We start from the raw sequence: 19,209 nt of genomic DNA on the forward strand, positions 1-19,209 counted from the left end.
TAGGGCAGCGTCAGGGGCAACTCTTCGTCGTCCCCGACAAGGTGGAGCGGCCTGATTCATCGGCCATGACGAAGGGGGCCCGGGCCGTCCTCGGCCCGGGCCCCGCTTGTCGTGGCCGGTGCTCAGCCGTGGAAGGTGTCCGGGTCGGGGCCGGTGCGCTCGTCGCGGTTCAGTGCGGAGATCTCACCGATGTCGCCCTCGCTGAGCTCGAAGTCGAAGATGTCGAAGTTCTGCTCGATGCGCTTCTGCGTCACCGACTTGGGGAAGACGATGTCGCCGCGCTGGATGTGCCAGCGCAGGGTGACCTGGGCGGCCGTCTTGCCCTCGCGCTGCGCGATGCGGTTGATGGTCGGGTCGTCGAGGACCTTGCCCTGCGCGATGGGCGACCAGGCCTCGGTGGCGATGTCGTGCTCGGCGCCGAAGGCCCTGACGTCGTCCTGCGTGAGGTAGGGGTGCACCTCGATCTGGTTGACCGCGGGCACCACGTCGGTGTTCTGCATCAGCCGATTGAGGTGATTGGGCTGGAAGTTGGAGACGCCGATGGCCTTGGCGCGGCCGGAACGGTAGATCTCCTCCAGGGCCTTCCAGGTCTCCACGAAGTCGCCCTTGTCCGGCAGCGGCCAGTGGATGAGGAAGAGGTCCAGGTAGTCCAGCCCCAGCTCGTCCATCGTGCGGTCGAACGCCTTGAGGGCGTCGTCGTGCGCGTGGGCGCCGTTGTTGAGTTTGCTGGTCACGAAGATGTCGCCGCGGTCGATGCCGGAGTCGCGGACCGCCTCGCCGACCTCCTTCTCGTTGCCGTACATCTGAGCCGTGTCGATGTGCCGGTAGCCGACCTCCAGCGCGGCCAGCGTCGTCTCGCGCGTCTCCTCCGGCTCGATCTGGAAGGTGCCGAAGCCGAGCTGGGGGACCTCCACTGCGTTGTTGAGGGTGATGGCGGGTACTGCGCTCACGGTGACTCCTTGTGTTGCCTTGTTTCTTGGTGCCGTATGTCTTGTCTTTTGTCGGTGCCGTCGTCCGGATCGCCCGGTCGGCGGCGTCCGGGGCGTTCAGCCGGCGATTCCGCTCAGCTTCGCGTCGGGCGGCAGGACGCGGACGAGTTTGCGGTTCACGAATTCCTGCATGCCGAGCTGGGAGAGCTCACGCCCGTAGCCGGACCGTTTGATGCCGCCGAAGGGCAGGTCGGGCTGGGTCGATGTCGGGTGGTTGACCCAGACCATGCCGGTCTCCACGCGCTCGGCCACCCGGCGCCCCCGCTCCACGTCCCCGCAGAACACGGATCCGCCGAGGCCGTACTGGCTGTCGTTGGCCAGCGCGATGGCCTCGTCCTCGTCGGCGACGCGGTAGATGACCGCGGCGGGGCCGAAGAGCTCCTCGGCGTAGGCGCGCATGCCGGGCTTGACGCCGGTGATGACGGTCGGTTCGACGAAGGCGCCGGGACGGTCGATCCGGTGGCCTCCGGTGACCAGTTCCGCTCCCTGCTCCACCGTCTCACGGATCTGGTCGGCCAGGTCCGCCGCCGCCTGCTCGGAGGAGAGCGGACCCAGCGTGGTCGACTCGTCCGCGGGGTCGCCGGGCCGCAGTTCCTCGAACTTCCGGCGCATGCCCTCGACGAAGTCGTCGTACACGTCCTCGAGGACGATGAACCGCTTCGAGGCCACACAGCTCTGTCCGGTGTTGGCCATCCGGCCCGCCACCGCGGCTCCGATGGTGCGCTCCAGGTTCTCGCGGTCGAGGACGATGAAGACGTCGCTGCCGCCGAGCTCGAGGAGGCTGGGTTTCATGTTCCGCCCGGCCCGTTCGGCGACCTTGGATCCCGCACCCTCGCTGCCGGTCAGCGAGGCACCCCGGACCACCGGGCTGTCGATGATGCGCGAGATCTCGTCGTGGCTCACGAACAGGTTCGTGTAGACGCCCTCGGGGGCCTGCGCGTCACGGAAGAGCGTCTCCAGGGCGAGTGCGGACTGCGGGCAGATACCGGCGTGCTTGACCAGCACGGTGTTGCCGAGCAGCAGGTTCGGCCCCGCGAATCGGACCACCTGGTAGAGCGGGAAGTTCCACGGCATCACGCCGAGCAGGACACCGAGGGGCTCGTTGACGAGGTACGCCTCCCCCTCCGTGACGTCGAGCGGTTCGGGGGCGGCGAACTCCGGCCCGTGCTTCGCGTAGTACGTCAGGATCGAGGCGGCGAGATCCACCTCCCCGCGCGCCTCGGAGATGAGCTTTCCCATCTCCAGCGTGATGAGCTGGGCCAGCTCTTCCTTGCGTTCCTTCATCAGGTCGGCCGCACGGGCGACGACGGCGGCACGGTCCTCGATCGGCCGCTCGCGCCACGCGCGGAATGCCCGGTCCGCGGTTTCCAGCAGGGAGTCGACCTTTCCGCCCTCGATTTCCGGGAACTCCTTCAGGGTCTCCCCCGTGTAGGGGCTCACGGTCGCAAATGAACTCTTGCGCTGATCTGACATGAACTCTCCAGAACGAGGGGGGCGAGGTGACGGGCCGGGGCACGGCGCGGAACCATGCGTTCCGGCCCTTGTCCGGGGTACCCGACACCTCAGGGCGCAAACCGTTCATTTATCCAAAAAGGGTGCGTATGTTCGCCGCGGAAGCCGCGCACGGCGGGACGCGTCACCTCACCCCGGTGCCCCTGCCGTGACCGTGGGACTCACATGAATGCGCAGGTCACCGAACCGATGGGCCGGCCAGCCGCGCGCATACTCCGGCGGCTCGTCCCGCACCGCGGCGAGGGCGGCCGTCGGCGTGTGCCGCGCCGTCCGCAGGAGGTCCGCACGGGTGGTGCTCGCGTTGTGCCCGTACGTCTGGGCGGAGGAGCACCCGGCGTAGAAGGCGATCGGCAGGGCCTCCTGCCCGGTCACCACGCACGGCGGCCGCACACCCAGGCGGTGCAGCTCGGATGCCGTGCGCGCCCACTGCTTCCGGCCCGCGCTGGAGCGGTCCACCGTGTCCTCCAGCACCGCGTACTGCACGGCCAGGTGACCGGCGAGGGCGAGCGCCACCGCCGTCACGACCACCGGCCGCCACGCCTGGCGCGAGGCGGTGACCAGGTGGACGAGGGCGTCGGCGACCGGGATGACGAGCAGCGCGTAGAAGGGGAGCAGGAAGCGCGGCGCCGCGTACCCGATCATGAAGAGGTACGGGATGCTCGCCGTGGCGGCGCAGGCCAGCGGCATGAGGGTGCTCGCGGTGCGCCGGCCCCTGACCGCGACGGCAAGACCGAGTGCGGCAAGCAGCGGCAGGACGAACCACCACGCGATCAGCTGCGGCTCCGGCACGGCGGCGGTGCACGGGCGGCACAGGGTCTGGCCGCGCAGGCTGCGCAGCTGGTCGAGGACGGCGATGTTCCAGCCGAGGCCGCCCTGGATGTCGGAGGCATCGGCGAGGCGGGTGCCAAGGCCCCCGAAACTGGCGTACGCCTCGATGACCCAGCCGAGTGCCCCCGCACCGAGACCCGCGGCCAGCGCCGCGAGGGATCGCGGCCGGCGCCATCCGCGGACGCAGACCAGCAGGACGGCCATCGGGAAGATCACCCAGACGGCGTCGGCAGGCCGCATCCAAGCCATCAGCGCCGCGCTCGCGCCCAGGCCCCACAGCGCGGCCCGGTCACGGCGGTCCGCCCGGGCCCGCAGGAAGCATCCGACGGCGGCCAGGGCTCCGACGGCCACCCAGTAATTGGGCATGACCTCCGGACCGTAGAAGACGGTCACCCAGAGCGTCGCGAACAGGGCGCCCGCGAGGGCGAGCACCCGTACGGGGAAAAGCCCGCGCCAGACGCGCAGCGCGAGGAAGAGACCGAGGCCGGACAGCACGGCGAGATAGATCCGCAGCAGTTCGGTGGACGACGACCATGAGGCGATCGGCGCGGCGAGCAGGGAGATCCCGCGGGCACGGGGCGCACTGAAGAACGCCGCCGGAGCATGGCCGCTGACCTGGCTGACGTACACCGCCTCGTCCCAGCCGAGACCCATCCCGGGCCGTACGAGGGCCAGTTGGGCCAGCGTGAAAGCCACCGCCACGGCAGCCAGCAAGCCCTGGCTTCCGGCGCGTCGCGGGGCGCGCCCGGCCGGGATCCGGCTGCGCTGCTCCGTCACGACGGGCGGGGCGTGCAAGGTCTTGGCCATCGCGCGCCTTTCCCCCTGCACGCTCGCAGGGCTCCTCTTCCGGCCTGCCGAGCACAGACCAGAAATCGTATTTGACTACAAATGCGGACAAATTACCCGGCACCACGCGCGAGCGCAGGGTGAAGATCCCGGAGCCGGGGCACGCGCCGTACGGGGCGCACGGGGTCGGTGGGGTTTAGGCAGATGAAAAGTGGCGAGGCGCCCAGGAGTTGACACAGGGGGTACACAATGTTTCCCAATCCGGGACAAAACGGCCAATGGGTCCGCACGCGCACGGATGCCGACGCGAAGGCCTTCATCGAGGAGAAACGCGCCGACCAGGAACGCTCGCTGCACACGGGCCCCGGCACACTGATCCTGACGGGCGTGGTCGTGGTGCTCCTCGTGGCCGCGGCCCTCTACAGCTGGCTCGGCTGACCGGGCGTCACCCGTACGGCTCGCGTGACACGCGCGCCGGTAGCCCTTCCGCTTCGGCGCGTCTGCACCGAGGCGAAAGGGCTATGGGGGCTTCATATGCCGGGCTTCAAACCCGGGGCCCCACATGCGGGGCCCCACATGCAGGACTTCACATGCGGGGCCCCAGAAACCTCAAGGGCGCCCGCTGAAACCCCAAGTGCCGTGCGGAGCCCGGTACACCGCGTAACCCGGTTCGGTGCGCACGAACTCGGTACCCTCCGGCGCCCGCACCTCCTTGCGCGACGCGGCGGGGACATGTACCTCCGCCGTCGCGCCCACCGGCACACGCACCGTCAGGCGCACGGTCTTGTCGACGCGCGACCAGGACACCTCGGCCGGTCCCCGCACCGTACGGAACCGGGTGCGCGCCCAGGTGACCCCCGTACGCGCGTCGGGCCGCACGGTGAAGGTCCGGTACCCCTCGTCGCCGGGCCGCAGCCCCGCCACGTTCTCGTACAGCCACTGCACCACGGTGCCCTGGAAGTAGTGGTCGCGCGAGCGTGAGTCGAGCGGCCACATCTCCCACATGGTGTCCGCGCCGTTGTCCAGCCAGTGACCCCAGCCCGGGTAGGTGCGCTGGGTCGCGATGGCGTGCGCCACCTCGGAGTGGCCCTGCGCGCTCAGGCAGCGCAGCAGCACGCTCGTGCCGAGGCAGCCGGTGTTGAGGTGGTTGCCCCGCTTCTCGATGTCCGCGAGCAGCGAGGCGGTGACACTGGCGCGGGCGCCCGGCGGAACCAGGCCGAAGGCCAGCGGGATGCAGTTGTTGGTCTGCCGGTACTCGGGGTCCTTGGCCGTGCGGTAGTGGCCCTCGGGGGCGAGGAACGTGGCGTTGAGGCTCTTCTTCAGCTGCTCGGCGGTGGCGAGGAAACGCCGGGCGACATCGTTGTCACCGGCGATGCGCGCCATCTCGGCGGTGTCGGTGAGCGCCCGGTGCAGATAGGCGGTCGCGGTGAGCCGGGTGTCCTCGGGCGGGTTGCCGCCGTAGCCGGGTGACAGATAGTCGCCGAGCGCCGTCACCGCGAGGCCGTCCTTCAGGCGGTCGGCCTCCCAGTCCAAGTACCGGACCAGGGCGGGCAGATGCTCCGTGATGACGCGCTCGTCGCCGTAGACCCGGTACATCTCACGCACGAGGAACGGATAGACGGTGGTCCATTCCGGGGACGGGCCCAGATCTCCGTATCCCCAGCCTCCGCTCGGCACGATCACCGGCAGCTGGCCGTCCTTGTTCTGGCTGTCCCGCAGGTCGCCGAGCCACTTGCCGAGGAACCGGTGCATGCCCAGGGCGTACATCATGACGGGCGCGCCGACCTGCGCGTCGCCCGTCCAGCCGTTCTTCTCGTACATCGGCGTGTCGGTCGGGATGCCGTGCAGGTTGTTCTGGATCGTGCGCCGCATGGCCCGTTCGAGCCGCTCGTAGAAGGGCTCGGAGCAGGCGAAGGTGCCGGTCTCGTCGACGGGCGTGTGCACCACGAGGCCGAGCACGTCGTCCGGGTCGGGCCTGCCGGGAAGACCGCTGATCTGCACGTAGCGGAAGCCCTTGTACGAGAAGCGCGGTTCCCACACCTCGTCGGCCCCGCCGCCCGCGCAGATGTACTCGTCGGTCTGGAACCGGCCGGGCACATGGCCCGTCTCGGCGTGCACGCTTCCGTCGTCCTTGAGCTTCTCGCCGTGCGCGAGCCGGACCGTCGTCCCCGCGTCGGCCCGCACGCGCAGCCGCGTCCAGCCGGCCAGGGTGCGCCCCATGTCGACGATCCAGTCGTCGCCGTGCGCCTTCACCGCCACGGGCCGCACGGTGTCGATGACCTCGATCGCGTCGTGGGGCTGGGCGCGCAGCGTTCCCTTCGGCGGGTCCCTGCGCACGGGCCGCTGCCAGCCGCCGTCGTCGAATCCCGGACCGGTCCAGTCGCCGGGCTCCTCGCGCGCGTCGTACGTCTCCCCCGCGTACAGGGAGTTGGACCGGGTCGGGCCCTCGGTGATCCGCCACGAGCCGTCCGTGGCGACGGTGGTGCGGGAGCCGTCCGGGTGCTCGATCTCCAGCTGGCCGATGAGCTGCGGCTCCCCGTGCCACGGCGGCTTGTGCCAGTTCCACACGTTCGGCGTCGTCATGCCGTAGAAGCCGCGGCCGAGGGTGACACCGATGGCGTTGGCGCCACGGCGGATACGGTCCGTCACGTCGTGCACGGCGTAGAAGACCGTCTCCTCGTAGTCCGTGAACCCCGGATCGAGCACCTGACGGCCGATCCGGTGGCCGTTGATGTGGGCCTCGTAGTAGGCGAGGCCGCTGATGTAGAGGCGGGCGCGGGTCACGGGCTTGCGGACGGTGAACTCGCGGCGCAGCAGCGGTGCGGGCTGCTCGGTCGCGGGGACCTGCGCGTCACTGCCCCAGGGCCCTTCGCCGAACGGCGCGAGCACCTTCGCCTCCGGCCACCCGCTGTCGTCGAAGCCCGCCTCCTGCCAGCCCTCCTGCTCCGACTCGGCGCAGCGCCACCCCGAACCGGTCACCAACTCCTCGGCTCCTCCGCCGGTTTCCACGAGGAGCCGCACGAGCAGGCCGCCGGGGTTGACCGAAGCGCTGCCGCGGTTGGTCGCGCGGGCGGCGACCACGACGCGCCGGCCCGCGCCCCGGACCTGCTCGGTCACGTCGGCGAGGCGCGCGGTGCGCCAGCCGTCGGTCTGCTCCGGGGCGTGCAGCACCTCCTCGCCATCCAGGCAGAGGGTGAAGTCGTCGTCGGCGGTGGCCACCACGCGGGCGGCGGACACCTCGGCGCCCTCGGGCAGTTCGAGCACACCGCGGAACCACCTGGCCCCGGCCGGAGCGTCCTGCGAGGTGGAGCCCGGCGACCAGATCCAGGAGGCCCCCTCGAATCCGGGCGGTTTCGGAGCGGCGTCGGCTCCGATCCAGTGCCCCTGCCAGGCGTCCTTCGCCAGCGCGGTCTCCCACCAGCGCGATGCGCTCCAGGCGGACGCCCGCCCGTCGGTGTCCCAGACCCGCACCTGCCAGTGATAGCGGGTGCGGGGCTTCAACGCGGGCCCGGCGTAGGGGACTTGGACGGTACGCGCGGAGGAGACGCGCCCGGAGTCCCAGACCGCCCCGGCCTTCGCATCGCCCTGACCCTGACCCTTGCCCGCGCCCTCGCTCGGGGTGAGCGAGACCCTGATCTGATACGCGGTCTGCCGGGCGCCGTGGCCCGGCGCCGACAGCTCCCAGCTCAGCCTCGGTTCGGCGACGTCCGTACCGAGGAGCGTCGTCGCGTACTCGACCGTGGTGCGCTCGATCCGCAGCGCCCCCTCCCCCTTCCGCTCGTCGACCCGGTCGTCCGCGGCGGCGCTCTGCGCACCCTGGCCCATCCCGAGGACGCCCACCCCCGCACCGACCGCGGAGGTCCTCAGAAAGGCCCGGCGGTCCCACGCACCGCCGCGCCGCGTCTCACGCTCTTCGCTCATCACACGTCCCTTGGATGATGAATCCGAGTGCCCACAAGGTAAATGAAACGTTTCATTTACGGCCCGGCAAGCCTAGGTCCGGTACAGCGGGCAACTCAAGAGGTGTGCACCGCCCCGAGCGGCCCGCCGCTCAGCCGCCCCGCCCCCCGCCGCCCCGCCGCTGAACCTCTCAGCCGCTCAGCCGCTCAGCCCGCGATCGAGTCCAGCTGCTCGGCCGCGGGACGCAGGGCCCACAGGTCGCCGCCGGGCGGCGTCTCCAGCTTCGGGAGCGCCTTGCGCGCGGCCACGTCCCCCGCGTCGGCCGCCGCGTGCACGACGTCGCTCGCCGCGAACCGGTGGAACTCCAGCTCGGGGTGCGGCCACCGAGCGGCGCCCGTGGCGGCGGGCAGCAGATAGTTCACAGCCTTGAACAGGCTCTGCCCGTCGGGACCTTGGTGCGACCACAGGTCCACGCCCACGTTCCTGCCGATCGCGGCGAGCCGGGTGTAGGCGACCAGGTCGAAGGTCGAGTAGTGCCAACTCCGCGTCCGGGCGAGCTCCTGCGGCTGGCTGCCGTCGCCCGCGATCTGCGGATCGATGCGCCGGGCACGGGCGTCGAGGACGGTGCGGCGGGCGAGAGCCGTGTCGCCGGTGGCGTAGGCGAGGGCGGCGACCTGCATGTCGTAGAACGTGCCGTGGTTGTTCTGCGCGGCACTCTCCTGCTTGCCGAAGTCGCTGTCGACGAGCCAGCCGAGGAAGTCCTTGTTCCACTTCCCCATGGCGGCACGGTCGCTCTTCGACCAGCCGGGGGCGCCCGCACCGAGGATCGCGATCGCGTCCACGACGCTCGTGTAGGACTGCGAGAAGTCGATGATGCCGATGGCCCGGCCGTCGTACTTGCAGGGGATGAACTGCGCATGGTCCAGGTTCGGGTTCATCCTGGTCGCCGGGTCGAGGAACCAGGTGCGCAGGACGGAGGCCGCCTTCTCGGCATACCGCTTCTTGCCCGTGTAGTACCAGGCGAGCGTCAGGTCGTACGTCGCGTCGAAGACCTTCTCCGCGTCCTGGCGGTCGGTCCCGGTGTCGACCTCGGGGTTGCGCTGCCCGTCGCGCTGTTCGTACGGGCAGCCCCACGGGTTGTCGGTGGTCGGCGCCTGCGTGGGCCACCAGTAGGGCGCCTGGCTCAGATAGTCGTGCACGTCGCCGCCGGGTGCGGGCCTGGGCTTGTCGACGACCGTCCAGGGCCCCTGGTCGAGCCAGGCGTCGGCGCGTTTGGTCAAGTACCGCACAGAACGCCTCAGTTGAGGGTCACCGTGGTCCAGGCGGGCCTTGGTCCGCTGGAGCCGCTCGCCGTCGAGTACGGCGGTGCGCGGGGCCTGTGCGCGGGTGGTGGCGTGCGCGGTCGGCATCAGGAGCGAGGCGAGGGCGGCCGCCGCGGTGAGCAGGGCGCCGAACCGTACCCGGGATCTTGCGCGCATCACACACTCCAGTCGTGAGTTCAGTCATGGATGTGAACAACGTTCGCCATGTGGACCGGGGTGAGCGTAGAACCAGCGGGCCGGCAAGGCAACGGGTGCGACATGACGCGACGTTGACGCGGTAGCTGCGCAGCTGCGCGTAGCTGCGTTATGCATCACCGACACCCTTCCATCTAGGACACGATCTGACCTATACGACTTCTAACGTGGTCTTCGACGGCGGAACAGTTGGCACCGGAAAGGCATGACCATGACTGCGAACGAACTGACCACGCACGACGACCTGACGGAGGGCGGCGCGGCCACGGCCGTCACCGGTGAGCGTGCCGAATGGCTGGAGACGCTGGCCAAGCACCGCCACTTCCTGCGCTTCACCACGCGTGACCTCACCGACGAGCAGGCCGGACTGCGCACCACCGCGAGCGAGCTGTGTCTCGGCGGTCTGATCAAGCACGTCACCGAGGTGGAGCGGAGCTGGGCGGAGTTCATCGTCAGCGGCCCGTCGTCGATGCCGGACTTCACGGCCATGACGCAGGCCGACTGGATCCGCCGGACCGACGGATTCAGGATGCTGCCCGGTGACACGCTGGCGGGCGTCCTCGCCGACTACGCCGAGGTGGCCCGCCGGACCGACGAACTGGTCGCCACCCTGCCCGACTTGGGCGTCACGTGGCCGCTGCCGAAGGCGCCGTGGTTCGAGGCCAGTGCCCAGTGGTCGGCCCGCCGCGTCCTGATGCACATCGTCACCGAGACCGCCCAGCACTCCGGCCACGCCGACATCATCCGGGAGTCCCTGGACGGCGCGACCAGCATGTCCTGACCCTGACCGATCACCCCTCCGGGCAGGCCGCGGCCGACTGCGGTCACTTCCCCCGCAGCGCCGCGAGCTCGGCGTCGACGGCGCCGCGCATCAGGTCGCGCGCGTGATCGATCCGCAGGCCGCCGCTGAGCCAGCGCATGCTCAGCCCTTCGAGCTGGGCAGTAAGCCGCTCGGCCGCGGCGGCCAGCGCGGGAGGCGGGGCCATGGGCTGCACCTGCCCGAGGAGAGCCGCGACCTCCTGGACCCACACCAGAGTGGCCCTGGCGAGGTCGTCCCGCAGCGCTTCGTCGAAGACGGCGCTGGCCCGCAGCTCGCCCCAAGCCGTGCTGTTCTCCCTGACCACCGGGGTGTCCTGGAGTTCCAGGAGGAGCGTCTCTTCGAGTTCCGCACGCGGGGCGAGCGGTTCGGCTTCCGCCACATGACCGGCGGTGTAGCGCTCGGCGCGGTCGTTGATGAATTCCAGGGTCTGGCGCAGGATCCCGGTGCGGTCCTTGAAGTGGTAGTAGATCAATCCGGTCGAGACACCCGCCTCCGCGGCGAGCTCTTCGACACGCAGGCCGCGGACGCCGCGACGGGCGATGAGCCGTGCGGCCGCTTCGAGGATCTGAGTAGTGCGAGGCGCCATGATCCCGAACCCTACCGGGCGGCTACTCACGGCCACGGACCGACGGACCTTTCAGGGACGGTCCGCTGCCCCACGCACGACCGGCCCCGCGAGTCGGTCGGCTGAGCCGGGGTGGCATCAGCACCACCCCCGGGTCGGGCCCCAGGCCTCCTGACCCGCGGCCCGCGCCGGAGGAGGCTTGATCCCCTCACCAGCGAACAGCCCGGCGGACGTCCGCCGGGCACCGACGGCGAACGGGGAGACGTGATGACCGGTCATACGCGACGGAGGATTCTGCAAGGCGCGGCGCTCGCGGCAGCGGGCAGCGTGGTCGGTGGCTTCGGCCCCGGCCACGGCGCTCCGGCAGCGCGGGCCGCGACCCGCACGGCGGCGGGCGGCAAGAAGTCGCTCCCGTTCCTGGAGGGCGCGTTCGCCCCGGTCACCGAGGAGTTGACCGCGTTCGACCTGAAGGTCACCGGCCGTGTGCCGCGTGACCTGGACGGCCGCTATCTGCGCACGGGGCCGAACGCGCTGGGTCTGGAGGATCCGCGGGCGCACCACTGGATGCTGGGCGACGGCATGGTGCACGGGGTGCGGCTGCGCGGCGGACGCGCCGAGTGGTACCGCAACCGCTGGGTGCGCTCCGCGCAGGTGGCGAAGAAGCTGGGCGAGACCTATCCGGGCCAGGCGCCACCGGACGACTTCGCGTGCAACACGCACGTGATCCCGTACAAGGGCCGGATCCTGGCGCTTCAGGAGAGCGGACCGCTGCCCTATGAGCTGGACGGCGAACTCCGCACGGTGCGCCCGTACGACTTCCGCTCCTCCCTGGAGGGGGCGTTCACCGCGCACACCAAGTACGACGCCGCGGCGGACGAGTTGCACGCGGTGGCGTACTACCCGACGTGGGACCACGTGCGGCACATCATGATCGACGGGACCGGGCGGGTGGCGCGGTCCACCAGAATCCCGGTGGCGGACGCGCCGATGATGCACGACTTCGCGCTCACCCGGAAATACGTGGTGATCATGGACGTCCCCGTCACGTTCGACGCGGCTGCCGCCGAGCGGGGTGCGATGGTGCCGTACGCCTGGAACGACCGCCACCCCATGCGCGTAGGGCTCATGCCGCGGGCCGGGGGCGCCGTCCGCTGGTTCGAGATCGATCCGGTCTTCTTCTCGCACACCCTGAACGCATACGACCAGGGCGACAAGGTGGTGGTGGAGTACAGCTCCATGCCCGCCCCGCTCTACGTCGCGGGGCGGGGCAACGGCGGCCCCTCCGCGACCGGCACGCCGACACTCGACCGCTGGACGATCGACCTGCGCTCCGGGCGGGTCCGCAGCACCCGTATCGACGATCTGCCGCAGGAATTCCCCCGCGTGAACGAATCGTTCGTCTCGCGTCGGCACCGCTACGCGTATACGACCAGCGCGGCCGAGATGTGGCGGGCGTACCAGACGGTCGACGGGGTCCCGCCGGACGAGAATTTCACCAACTGCCTGGTGAAGCACGACATGTCGCGCGACAGCAAGCAGGTCGTGCGCTTCCCGAAGGGGGCGGCGGCCAGCGAGCCGGTGTTCGTGCCGCGCCGGGGCGCGCGGGACGAGGACGACGGCTATGTCCTCTCCTATGTGCACGACCCCGACCGCGGCGCGACCGACCTGGTGATCCTCGCGGCACAGGACTTCACCGGTCACCCGCTGGCCCGCATCCACCTGCCCGGCAGGGTGCCGCTGGGCTTCCACGGAAGCTGGGTGGCGGACGCGTGACCGGGGCGGGTCAGGTCCGCACAGGGACCCCGTCCGGTGGTGATCCACGCGTTCTAGACTCGCCGGATGGCCAGCGATCTTCTCCGTCTCACCGTTCTGGGTTCCGCGACTCCCTATCCGAGCGTGGACAATCCGTGCTCCGGATATCTGGTGTCCCATGGCGCCACCCGGGTGTGGGTGGACGCGGGCAGCGGGACGCTCGCACAGCTGCAACGGCACGCCAGCCTCGACGAGTTGGACGCGATCTGGATCTCGCATCTGCACGCCGATCACAGCGCGGACCTGCTGACCGCCTATTACGGGGCGCTCTACGCCGACGTGCGGCTCAGCGCGCCGATCCCCTTGTACGGACCGCCCGGCATCGCCGACCGGCTCGCTCACTTCCTCACCAACACCGCGGTCCGCAGTCCGATCGAATCGGCCTTCGACGTTCATGAACTGCACGACGGGCACCAGGTGTCCGTCGGCGCGCTCACGCTGACCAGCCGGGCGGTGGCGCACGGCATCCCGGCCTTCGCCCTGCGCGTCGCGGCCGGGGACAGTTCGCTGGTCTACTCGGGGGACACGGCGCCGTGCGCCGGCCTCACCGCCCTGGCCGAGGGGTGCGACGTACTGCTGTGCGAGGCCGACAGCGCGGAGCGGCCCGCGGACGGGGAGCAGGTCCATCACACGCACGAGGACGCCGGGGACACGGCCTCCGCGGCTCGTGCGGGGCGGTTGATCGTCACGCATGTGGGCCGCTCCCTCACGCCGGAACAGGCTGTGGCCGGCGCCGCGACCCGGTTCGAAGGGCCCGTCGTCCACGCGGCGCCCGGAGCCGTCTTCTCGATCGGTCGAGCCGCGGGCCGCGGCCGGTGATCTGCCGGCCGCGGCCCGGGTCACGCTCTCCGGCCCGCGCCCCGGCCGATGCACAGCAAGCCGTACGTCAGGGCGCGCACCCTGAGGGTGGCCATCCGGGCCGACTTCAATTGTCGCCTCCTGCTCCGATCTCCGCGCCGACCGCCGCCAGCGCGGTCGTCACGGGCTGGAAGAAGGTCTCGCCGCCCGCGGTGCAGTCGCCGCTGCCGCCCGACGTGAGGCCGATCGCGCTTCCGTCGGCGGTGAACAGCGAGCCCCCGCTGTCGCCCGGTTCGGCACACACATCGGTCTGGATGAGCCCGGTGACGGTGCCCTCCGCGTAGTTCACCGTGGCGTTGAGCCCGGTGACGGTGCCCTCGTTGAGCCCGGTCGTGCTGCCCATGCGGGACACCTCCAGACCGACCGCGGCCTCGGCAGCCTGCGTGATCTCCACGGTCTGGCCGTCCCCCGTGTTGACGTCGCTGGGGGCCTCGGTGGCCGGATCGTCGTACGTGACCAGGGCGAAGTCACCGTCTCCCGGGAACGTGGCGGCCTGGACGGTACCGATGGCCGCGCCGCCCTGGGCATCCGACCAGCTCTCGGCGGCGACCCCGCAGTGCCCCGCGGTGAGGAAGCCGGGGCTCCCGTCCTCGGTCGTCACGTTGAAGCCGAGCGAACAGCGCGCGCCTCCGCCGAAGATGGCGTCACCGCCCGAGGCGAAGGGCTTGAACTCGCCCGCGGACTTCTGGATGCGGGCCATGCCCGTGCCCAGCGAATCGACGGTCGCCTCGAGCTTGTCCCAGCGTTCGCCGGTGACCGTGCGGTCGGCCGTGACCACGATCTGATTGGTCCGAGGGTCCGTGGCCCACGCGGTTCCGGCGATGGTGGCCCGGCTCGCCAGCGTCTTCGCTGCGGTGCCCAGTTCACCCGTGCTGTTGTCGACGCTCCGCGCCACCGCTCCGGCTCTGCGCACCTGCACGTCGACCGCGTTGTCGTCACCCACGACGTTGACGACGAGCTGCTGCTTGGCCTCGTCGTAGTACGCCCCGCCGTAGGCGTCGCCGAGCTGCGAGGCCATCGGCTCCAGGAGCTCGGCCGCCGATGCCGCGCTGATCCTCTTGGCGGCGGGCCCCTCGGCGGCCTCCGTCCCGGACTGCGAGGCGTTGGCCTGCTGCAGCAGGACGGCTGTCGCGACCATGCCCATCGCCGCGGCCCCTGCCAGCACGGCCTTTCGCTTGGGTATCCGCTTGTGCCTCAACTCGTCGCCTCCTGTGGGGGATGCCGGTCTCGGTCACCGGCCGAAGCCGGGGACATGTCCGGCCCTAGATACGGGTGGGACGAGAGTTGTGTTCATCGGCAGGGCTGAGAAGGGGTCTTGATGGGTAATCAGTTAATGCGCCCCCGGCCGAGCGCCGGGGGCGACCAAGAGCGGAACACCGGATTCGCGCGTCGTGCGGTGGGGTAGCCTCACGCGGCTATGGCCAAGGAACAGAGTGGTGGCGCGAAGCCTGACAGGGCAGCGTTCGACGACGTCTTCTGCGGCCTGCTGCCCAGGCTCTATCGCAGAGCCGTGATGTTCTCCGGTTCCCGGCAGCTCGCCGAGGACGCGGTGCACGAGGCCTATCTCAAGCTCGCCGGGCGTCCCGAGCGGCTGCTGGCCCATCCCGAGCCCTACGCCTACGCCTTCTCGGCCCTGTTGAGCGTCGTGCGGGACTCCTACCGACGGGAGAGACGCCAGGTGCTCATCGAGGACGTCGAGACGCATGCCGCGGTGCGGGCCTCCGAGAGCGGCGGCGCGCACGGAACCGCCTTCGTCGACGGCGCCTGGGACGGCGGGCTCGAGCGGCGGCAGGGCGAGTGGGAGGCCGTGCGGCTGCTGAGCAGGCTCTCGGCGCGGCAGGCGGGCGTCGTCATCCTCGTCGATCTCGACGGGTACACCATCGACGAGGCCGCGAAGATCATGAGGGTGCACCGGGGCACCGCGGCCCGTCACCGCACGCGCGCCCTGGACAGCCTGCGCAGCATGCTCGTCGCGGCGCGGTCCGCTCCCGAGCCCGAGGAAGGGAAGGCGTCATGAACTCGAATCCGGGCCCCGACCACCCGACTCCGGGTCCCGATGACGCCGCGGTCGCCGTGCTGCGCGAGCGATTGCGCGCCGCCGACGAGGCGATCGAGGTGCCGCACGGACTGTGGGACCGCGTCCGGGCCGACGCTCCCGCCGAGCGCCGCCAGGGCTTGCCCCATCGCCTGGCCGCCCCTCTCGGCTCGCCGGGCGGGCGCCGCCGCCTCACTCTCGTCGTCGCGGCGGCGCTGGTCGGCGCGGTCGCGCTGGGGACGTGGTGGCTGGTGCGTCCGGCCGCGCAACACCGGCCGGTGCTTCCCGCGGGAGGGCGGAGCGTGACCGTCACGGTGCACAACGCCGAGGCGGCCTGCCGTGAACTGCGCACCCTGGAATGCGCGTTGCGGGTCGCGAAGGATCCGTACGAGCGCTATGCCGCGCCCGGCAACCGGGCGGCCGTCGTCTGGCACGGCGACCCGCTGGAGGCGCTGTGCGTCATCGCCGACGGCACGCTCGTGGAGGACGAGAAGGGGATCACGTCCACGCGGTGGTATCTGGTGCGCACGGCGCTCGGCGCGGAGGGCTGGCTCCCCGGCGTCCGCACGCGCAACAGCGCGGACGTGCCCGACTGCGTGTAGGACAACACCCACTGACGGCAATGTGACGCAGGTCACATCATCGGGTGTCATACGGGAGGCCGTCGCGCCCCGTGTAGCGCATGAGAGTACGCACTACACGGGGAGAACGAACATGAGCGTACGTACCTTTCTGACCGGGACCGTCGCGGCACTGGCGGTGACCGCGGGCGGCCTGGCCGTGACGGCGGGCACGGCTTCCGCCGACGCGGCGCCGAAGGCGGGAGCAGCCGCCGCCTTCACCGTCTGGGCGACCAATGTGAACGTCCGTGACAACCCGCAGTCGCCGGCGACCTGCGACGGATTCCCGTCGCCCGGCAACTGCCCCGTCGTCTCGGGCAAGTTGCAGCCCGGTCAGTCCTTCGAGGCCCGCTGCCAGCGCAAGGGCGCGACGGTCAGCGGCAACGACTGGTGGGTCTTCATCGAGCGGGGTGACTCACGCGGCTGGATCGCCAGTTACTACGTGGACACGCCCTCCAACCAGTTGCCCGGCGTCCCGGTCTGCGGCGCCTGACCGGACGACTCGACGACCGAGCGAGTGAACGACCGAACCGAACCAACCAACGGGGAGCAACACATGAGGATTCCGCGTATCACCGGACGGACCGCGGCACTGGCGGTGGCCGCCGGCGCGCTCACGCTGATCGCACCGGCGACGGCGTCGGCGTCGGCCGGGGGCGCGCCCGCGGCGGTCGGTCCCGCCGCGGCGCAGCAGGCCCTGGCGGGCAAGGAGGTCCAGGTCTGGGCCAGCAACGTGCGCCTGCACGTCGAACCGTCCGTCAGCTCGGACTCGCCGACCACGTTCGGCCCGGGCAAGCTGATCGACTTCTGCCAGCGCAAGGGCGACTTCGTCTCCGAGCCGGGTCAGGGATCGAGCAGCTGGTGGTCCTACGTCGAACTGCCCGGCGGCAGTGACGGCCTGTGGATCAGCAATGTCTACCTGGTGGGCGGCGAGAAGATCGACGGCGTGCCCGACTGCTGACGCGCCCCTTGCCACGCGCCTCCCGCTGCCACCCGAAGGCAGCGGGAGGCGCGTCTCATAGTCTGGGAGGCGCGTCTCGGGGTCGGGGGCACCTCTCATGATTCCGGCGACTGCGCGGCCGGTGCCGCGACCGATTCCCCGGCCGCCAGCAGCCTGCGCGCCATCTCTCGGCAGCGCTCCCCGAGTTCCGGCGGGTCGAGGACCTCGAAGTCGTGCCCCAGCAGGAGCATGTGCAGCAGTACGGCATCGAGACGTTCGCCGCCGCTGAGCACCTCGCACCGCTCGCTCCCGCGCTGCCGCACGACCGCCGCCGCAGCCGGAATCTGCGCGCGCACCGTGTCGGCGGGCGCGTGCACGAGGAAGCGCGCCCGGTGCGAGTAGACGCGGCTCGCCACGCCCTCCTGTACGTACGCCGCCGCGTCGGGTGCGTCGCGCGGCTTGAAACGCCAGGTCCGTGCGGACGCTTCGGTCATCCGGTCGACGCGGAAGGTGCGCCAGTCCTCGCGGTCGAGGTCGTAGGCGAAGAGGTACCAGCGCCGGTCGGACGCGACCAGGCGGTAGGGCTCGACCCGCCGCCGTCGCTCCTCGCCCCCGGACCGATAGCCGAAACCGGCCTCGACCTCGTCGCGGCAGGCCCTGGCCAGGGTCATGAGCACGTCGGGGTCGACGGGCGTGCGGCCGCCGCCGAAGGACTCCACCGAGCCCGTGAGCGCGCGCACCTCGTGCCGGAGCCGGGCGGGCAGCACCTGGTCGAGCTTGGTCAGCGCCCGCAGTGCGGCATCTCCGGCGCCCGCGACCGCGCCGCCCGCCCCGGCGAGGAGCGAGACCGCGGTGGCGATGGCCTCCTGGTCGTCGAGAAGCAGTGGCGGCAACTCCTGCCCCTGGCCGAGGCGGTAGCCGCCGCCGACCCCCTGCCCGGCGTGCACCGGATAACCGAGCGCGCGCAGCCGCTCCACGTCGCGGCGCACGGTGCGGGGCGTGACCCCGAGCCGGTCGGCCAACTCGGGGCCGGTCCAGACCCGGCGCTGCTGCAACAGCCCGAGCAGCGTGAGCACCCGCTCCGTCGTGCCCCGCTCTTCGGCGCGTGTCCCGTCCATGGCGCCAACCCTGCCAGAGATAGCGGACCGATCCTGTCCGCCTGTGCTGTCACAGTGGTTTCACGAACCCAGACGAAACCGCCTGGAACCGGACGTCGCATTCCGCCGTGAACGGAGCAACCCGATGAGCCGCCACCTGCAGATCACCTTCGATGCCCACGACCCGCGGGCCCTGTCGTCCTTCTGGCGCGACGCGCTGGACTACATCCACCCCGGACCGCCCGGAGTCGACCTGCCCGAGGGCGCGGACGCACTGGCCGCCTGGGACGACTTCCTCGCACGGATCGGCGTACCGGAGGATCAGCGCAACGCGCGCTCGGCCATCGAGGACCCGGCAGGGCTCGGCCCCCGCGTGTTCTTCCAGCAGGTGCCGGAGGACAAGGTCGCCAAGAACCGCGTCCACCTCGACGTCCGCGCGGCTCCCGGCCTTCGGGGAGAGGAGCGGATGGCCGCGCTGGAGACGGAGTGCGACCGCCTCGTGGCCCTGGGAGCCCGGCGGGTGCGCCGCGAGGAGCCCTTCCCCCCGATGAGCGCGGGTCACATCGTGATGACCGACCCGGAGGGCAACGAGTTCTGCCTGGACTGAATCCGTCCGCCGTGACGGTGCGTGACGGCTGGACGCGCGGGGTCCCCGTAGGCCGCCTACGTTGAATGCAGAGGCCCGCATCACAGGTGGAACCGGTGGGCGCTGTACCGACAAAGGAGTAGGTCATGGCTGACAAGGGCGGCATGGACAAGATGAAGGGCAAGGCCAAGGAAATGGGCGGCAAGGTCATGGGCGACCGTGACAAGCAGGCCGAGGGCAAGGCCGACCAGGCCAAGGGCGAGGTCAAGAAGGCCATGGGCGGTATGCGCGACCGCGCCCAGGACGCGCAGGAGTCCCTCAAGCGCCGCCAGAGCTGACCGACT

Annotated in this window: 18 protein-coding genes; 10 read left to right on the forward strand and 8 right to left on the reverse strand. The window is 70.9% G+C overall.

Annotated features, from left to right (window positions below):
- Positions 1-122: 122 nt before the first annotated feature.
- The 3 genes from ABZ906_RS10465 to ABZ906_RS10475 form a co-directional block, all read right to left on the reverse strand.
- A complete protein-coding gene (locus ABZ906_RS10465; protein WP_361380053.1) occupies positions 123-950 on the reverse strand; it encodes an aldo/keto reductase in 828 nt (275 codons plus the stop codon).
- Positions 951-1,046: 96 nt separating this feature from the next.
- Positions 1,047-2,462, reverse strand: a complete 1,416-nt coding sequence (locus ABZ906_RS10470; protein WP_361380057.1) for an NAD-dependent succinate-semialdehyde dehydrogenase — start codon at positions 2,460-2,462, stop codon at positions 1,047-1,049.
- A gap of 168 nt (positions 2,463-2,630) precedes the next feature.
- Positions 2,631-4,136, reverse strand: coding sequence for a hypothetical protein (locus ABZ906_RS10475; RefSeq protein WP_361380060.1), 1,506 nt, complete (start codon positions 4,134-4,136; stop codon positions 2,631-2,633).
- Positions 4,137-4,364: 228 nt separating this feature from the next.
- On the opposite strand from ABZ906_RS10475, the gene ABZ906_RS10480 reads away from it, so the two are divergent.
- Positions 4,365-4,553 carry a hypothetical protein gene (locus tag ABZ906_RS10480; protein ID WP_361182863.1) on the forward strand — a complete coding sequence of 63 codons (189 nt, stop codon included), beginning with the start codon at positions 4,365-4,367 and terminating at the stop codon, positions 4,551-4,553.
- 171 nt (positions 4,554-4,724) lie between these two features.
- Here the strand turns inward: ABZ906_RS10480 and ABZ906_RS10485 are convergent, their stop codons facing one another.
- The gene (locus ABZ906_RS10485; protein ID WP_361380063.1) at positions 4,725-8,036 is read right to left on the reverse strand and encodes a family 78 glycoside hydrolase catalytic domain; all 3,312 of its coding nucleotides are present in this window, start codon (positions 8,034-8,036) and stop codon (positions 4,725-4,727) included.
- Between the two features lie 185 nt (positions 8,037-8,221).
- On the reverse strand, positions 8,222-9,493 hold the full coding sequence (locus ABZ906_RS10490; RefSeq protein WP_361380066.1) for an alginate lyase family protein: 1,272 nt from the start codon (positions 9,491-9,493) through the stop codon (positions 8,222-8,224).
- A 250-nt stretch (positions 9,494-9,743) separates the two neighbouring features.
- Here ABZ906_RS10490 and ABZ906_RS10495 point away from each other — a divergent pair, with 250 nt between their 5' ends.
- A complete protein-coding gene (locus ABZ906_RS10495; protein WP_361182868.1) occupies positions 9,744-10,313 on the forward strand; it encodes a DinB family protein in 570 nt (189 codons plus the stop codon).
- A gap of 43 nt (positions 10,314-10,356) precedes the next feature.
- Here ABZ906_RS10495 and ABZ906_RS10500 read toward each other — a convergent pair whose 3' ends face one another.
- Positions 10,357-10,938, reverse strand: a complete 582-nt coding sequence (locus ABZ906_RS10500) for a helix-turn-helix domain-containing protein (protein ID WP_361380069.1) — start codon at positions 10,936-10,938, stop codon at positions 10,357-10,359.
- A gap of 246 nt (positions 10,939-11,184) precedes the next feature.
- Between ABZ906_RS10500 and ABZ906_RS10505 the strand changes: the two genes are divergently transcribed.
- Positions 11,185-12,690, forward strand: coding sequence for a carotenoid oxygenase family protein (locus tag ABZ906_RS10505; RefSeq protein ID WP_361380072.1), 1,506 nt, complete (start codon positions 11,185-11,187; stop codon positions 12,688-12,690).
- Between the two features lie 66 nt (positions 12,691-12,756).
- A complete protein-coding gene (locus ABZ906_RS10510) occupies positions 12,757-13,548 on the forward strand; it encodes an MBL fold metallo-hydrolase (RefSeq protein ID WP_361380075.1) in 792 nt (263 codons plus the stop codon).
- Positions 13,549-13,654: 106 nt separating this feature from the next.
- Here the strand turns inward: ABZ906_RS10510 and ABZ906_RS10515 are convergent, their stop codons facing one another.
- On the reverse strand, positions 13,655-14,752 hold the full coding sequence (locus tag ABZ906_RS10515; protein ID WP_361380078.1) for a S1 family peptidase: 1,098 nt from the start codon (positions 14,750-14,752) through the stop codon (positions 13,655-13,657).
- 252 nt (positions 14,753-15,004) lie between these two features.
- On the opposite strand from ABZ906_RS10515, the gene ABZ906_RS10520 reads away from it, so the two are divergent.
- From ABZ906_RS10520 to ABZ906_RS10535, 4 genes are all read left to right on the forward strand, one after another.
- Complete coding sequence (locus ABZ906_RS10520; RefSeq protein WP_361380081.1) at positions 15,005-15,604, forward strand: RNA polymerase sigma factor; 600 nt, start codon at positions 15,005-15,007, stop codon at positions 15,602-15,604.
- A complete protein-coding gene (locus ABZ906_RS10525; RefSeq protein ID WP_361380084.1) occupies positions 15,601-16,224 on the forward strand; it encodes a hypothetical protein in 624 nt (207 codons plus the stop codon). The genes ABZ906_RS10520 and ABZ906_RS10525 overlap by 4 nt, the downstream gene beginning before the upstream one ends.
- A 112-nt stretch (positions 16,225-16,336) precedes the next feature.
- Entirely contained in the window at positions 16,337-16,735 is a 399-nt protein-coding gene (locus tag ABZ906_RS10530) for a hypothetical protein (protein ID WP_361182878.1), read from the forward strand.
- A 63-nt stretch (positions 16,736-16,798) separates the two neighbouring features.
- Positions 16,799-17,203 carry a peptidase M23 gene (locus ABZ906_RS10535; RefSeq protein WP_361380087.1) on the forward strand — a complete coding sequence of 135 codons (405 nt, stop codon included), beginning with the start codon at positions 16,799-16,801 and terminating at the stop codon, positions 17,201-17,203.
- A 95-nt stretch (positions 17,204-17,298) separates the two neighbouring features.
- On the opposite strand, the gene ABZ906_RS10540 is transcribed toward ABZ906_RS10535, so the two are convergent.
- Positions 17,299-18,300, reverse strand: coding sequence for a YafY family protein (locus ABZ906_RS10540; protein ID WP_361380090.1), 1,002 nt, complete (start codon positions 18,298-18,300; stop codon positions 17,299-17,301).
- 124 nt (positions 18,301-18,424) lie between these two features.
- On the opposite strand from ABZ906_RS10540, the gene ABZ906_RS10545 reads away from it, so the two are divergent.
- Entirely contained in the window at positions 18,425-18,886 is a 462-nt protein-coding gene (locus ABZ906_RS10545; protein ID WP_361380093.1) for a VOC family protein, read from the forward strand.
- 125 nt (positions 18,887-19,011) lie between these two features.
- Positions 19,012-19,203, forward strand: a complete 192-nt coding sequence (locus tag ABZ906_RS10550; RefSeq protein WP_361182884.1) for a CsbD family protein — start codon at positions 19,012-19,014, stop codon at positions 19,201-19,203.
- The last annotated feature ends 6 nt before the right edge of the window (positions 19,204-19,209 follow it).

Origin of the sequence: Streptomyces sp. NPDC046925 (genome assembly GCF_040644915.1) — a bacterium.
Lineage (GTDB): Bacteria > Actinomycetota > Actinomycetes > Streptomycetales > Streptomycetaceae > Streptomyces.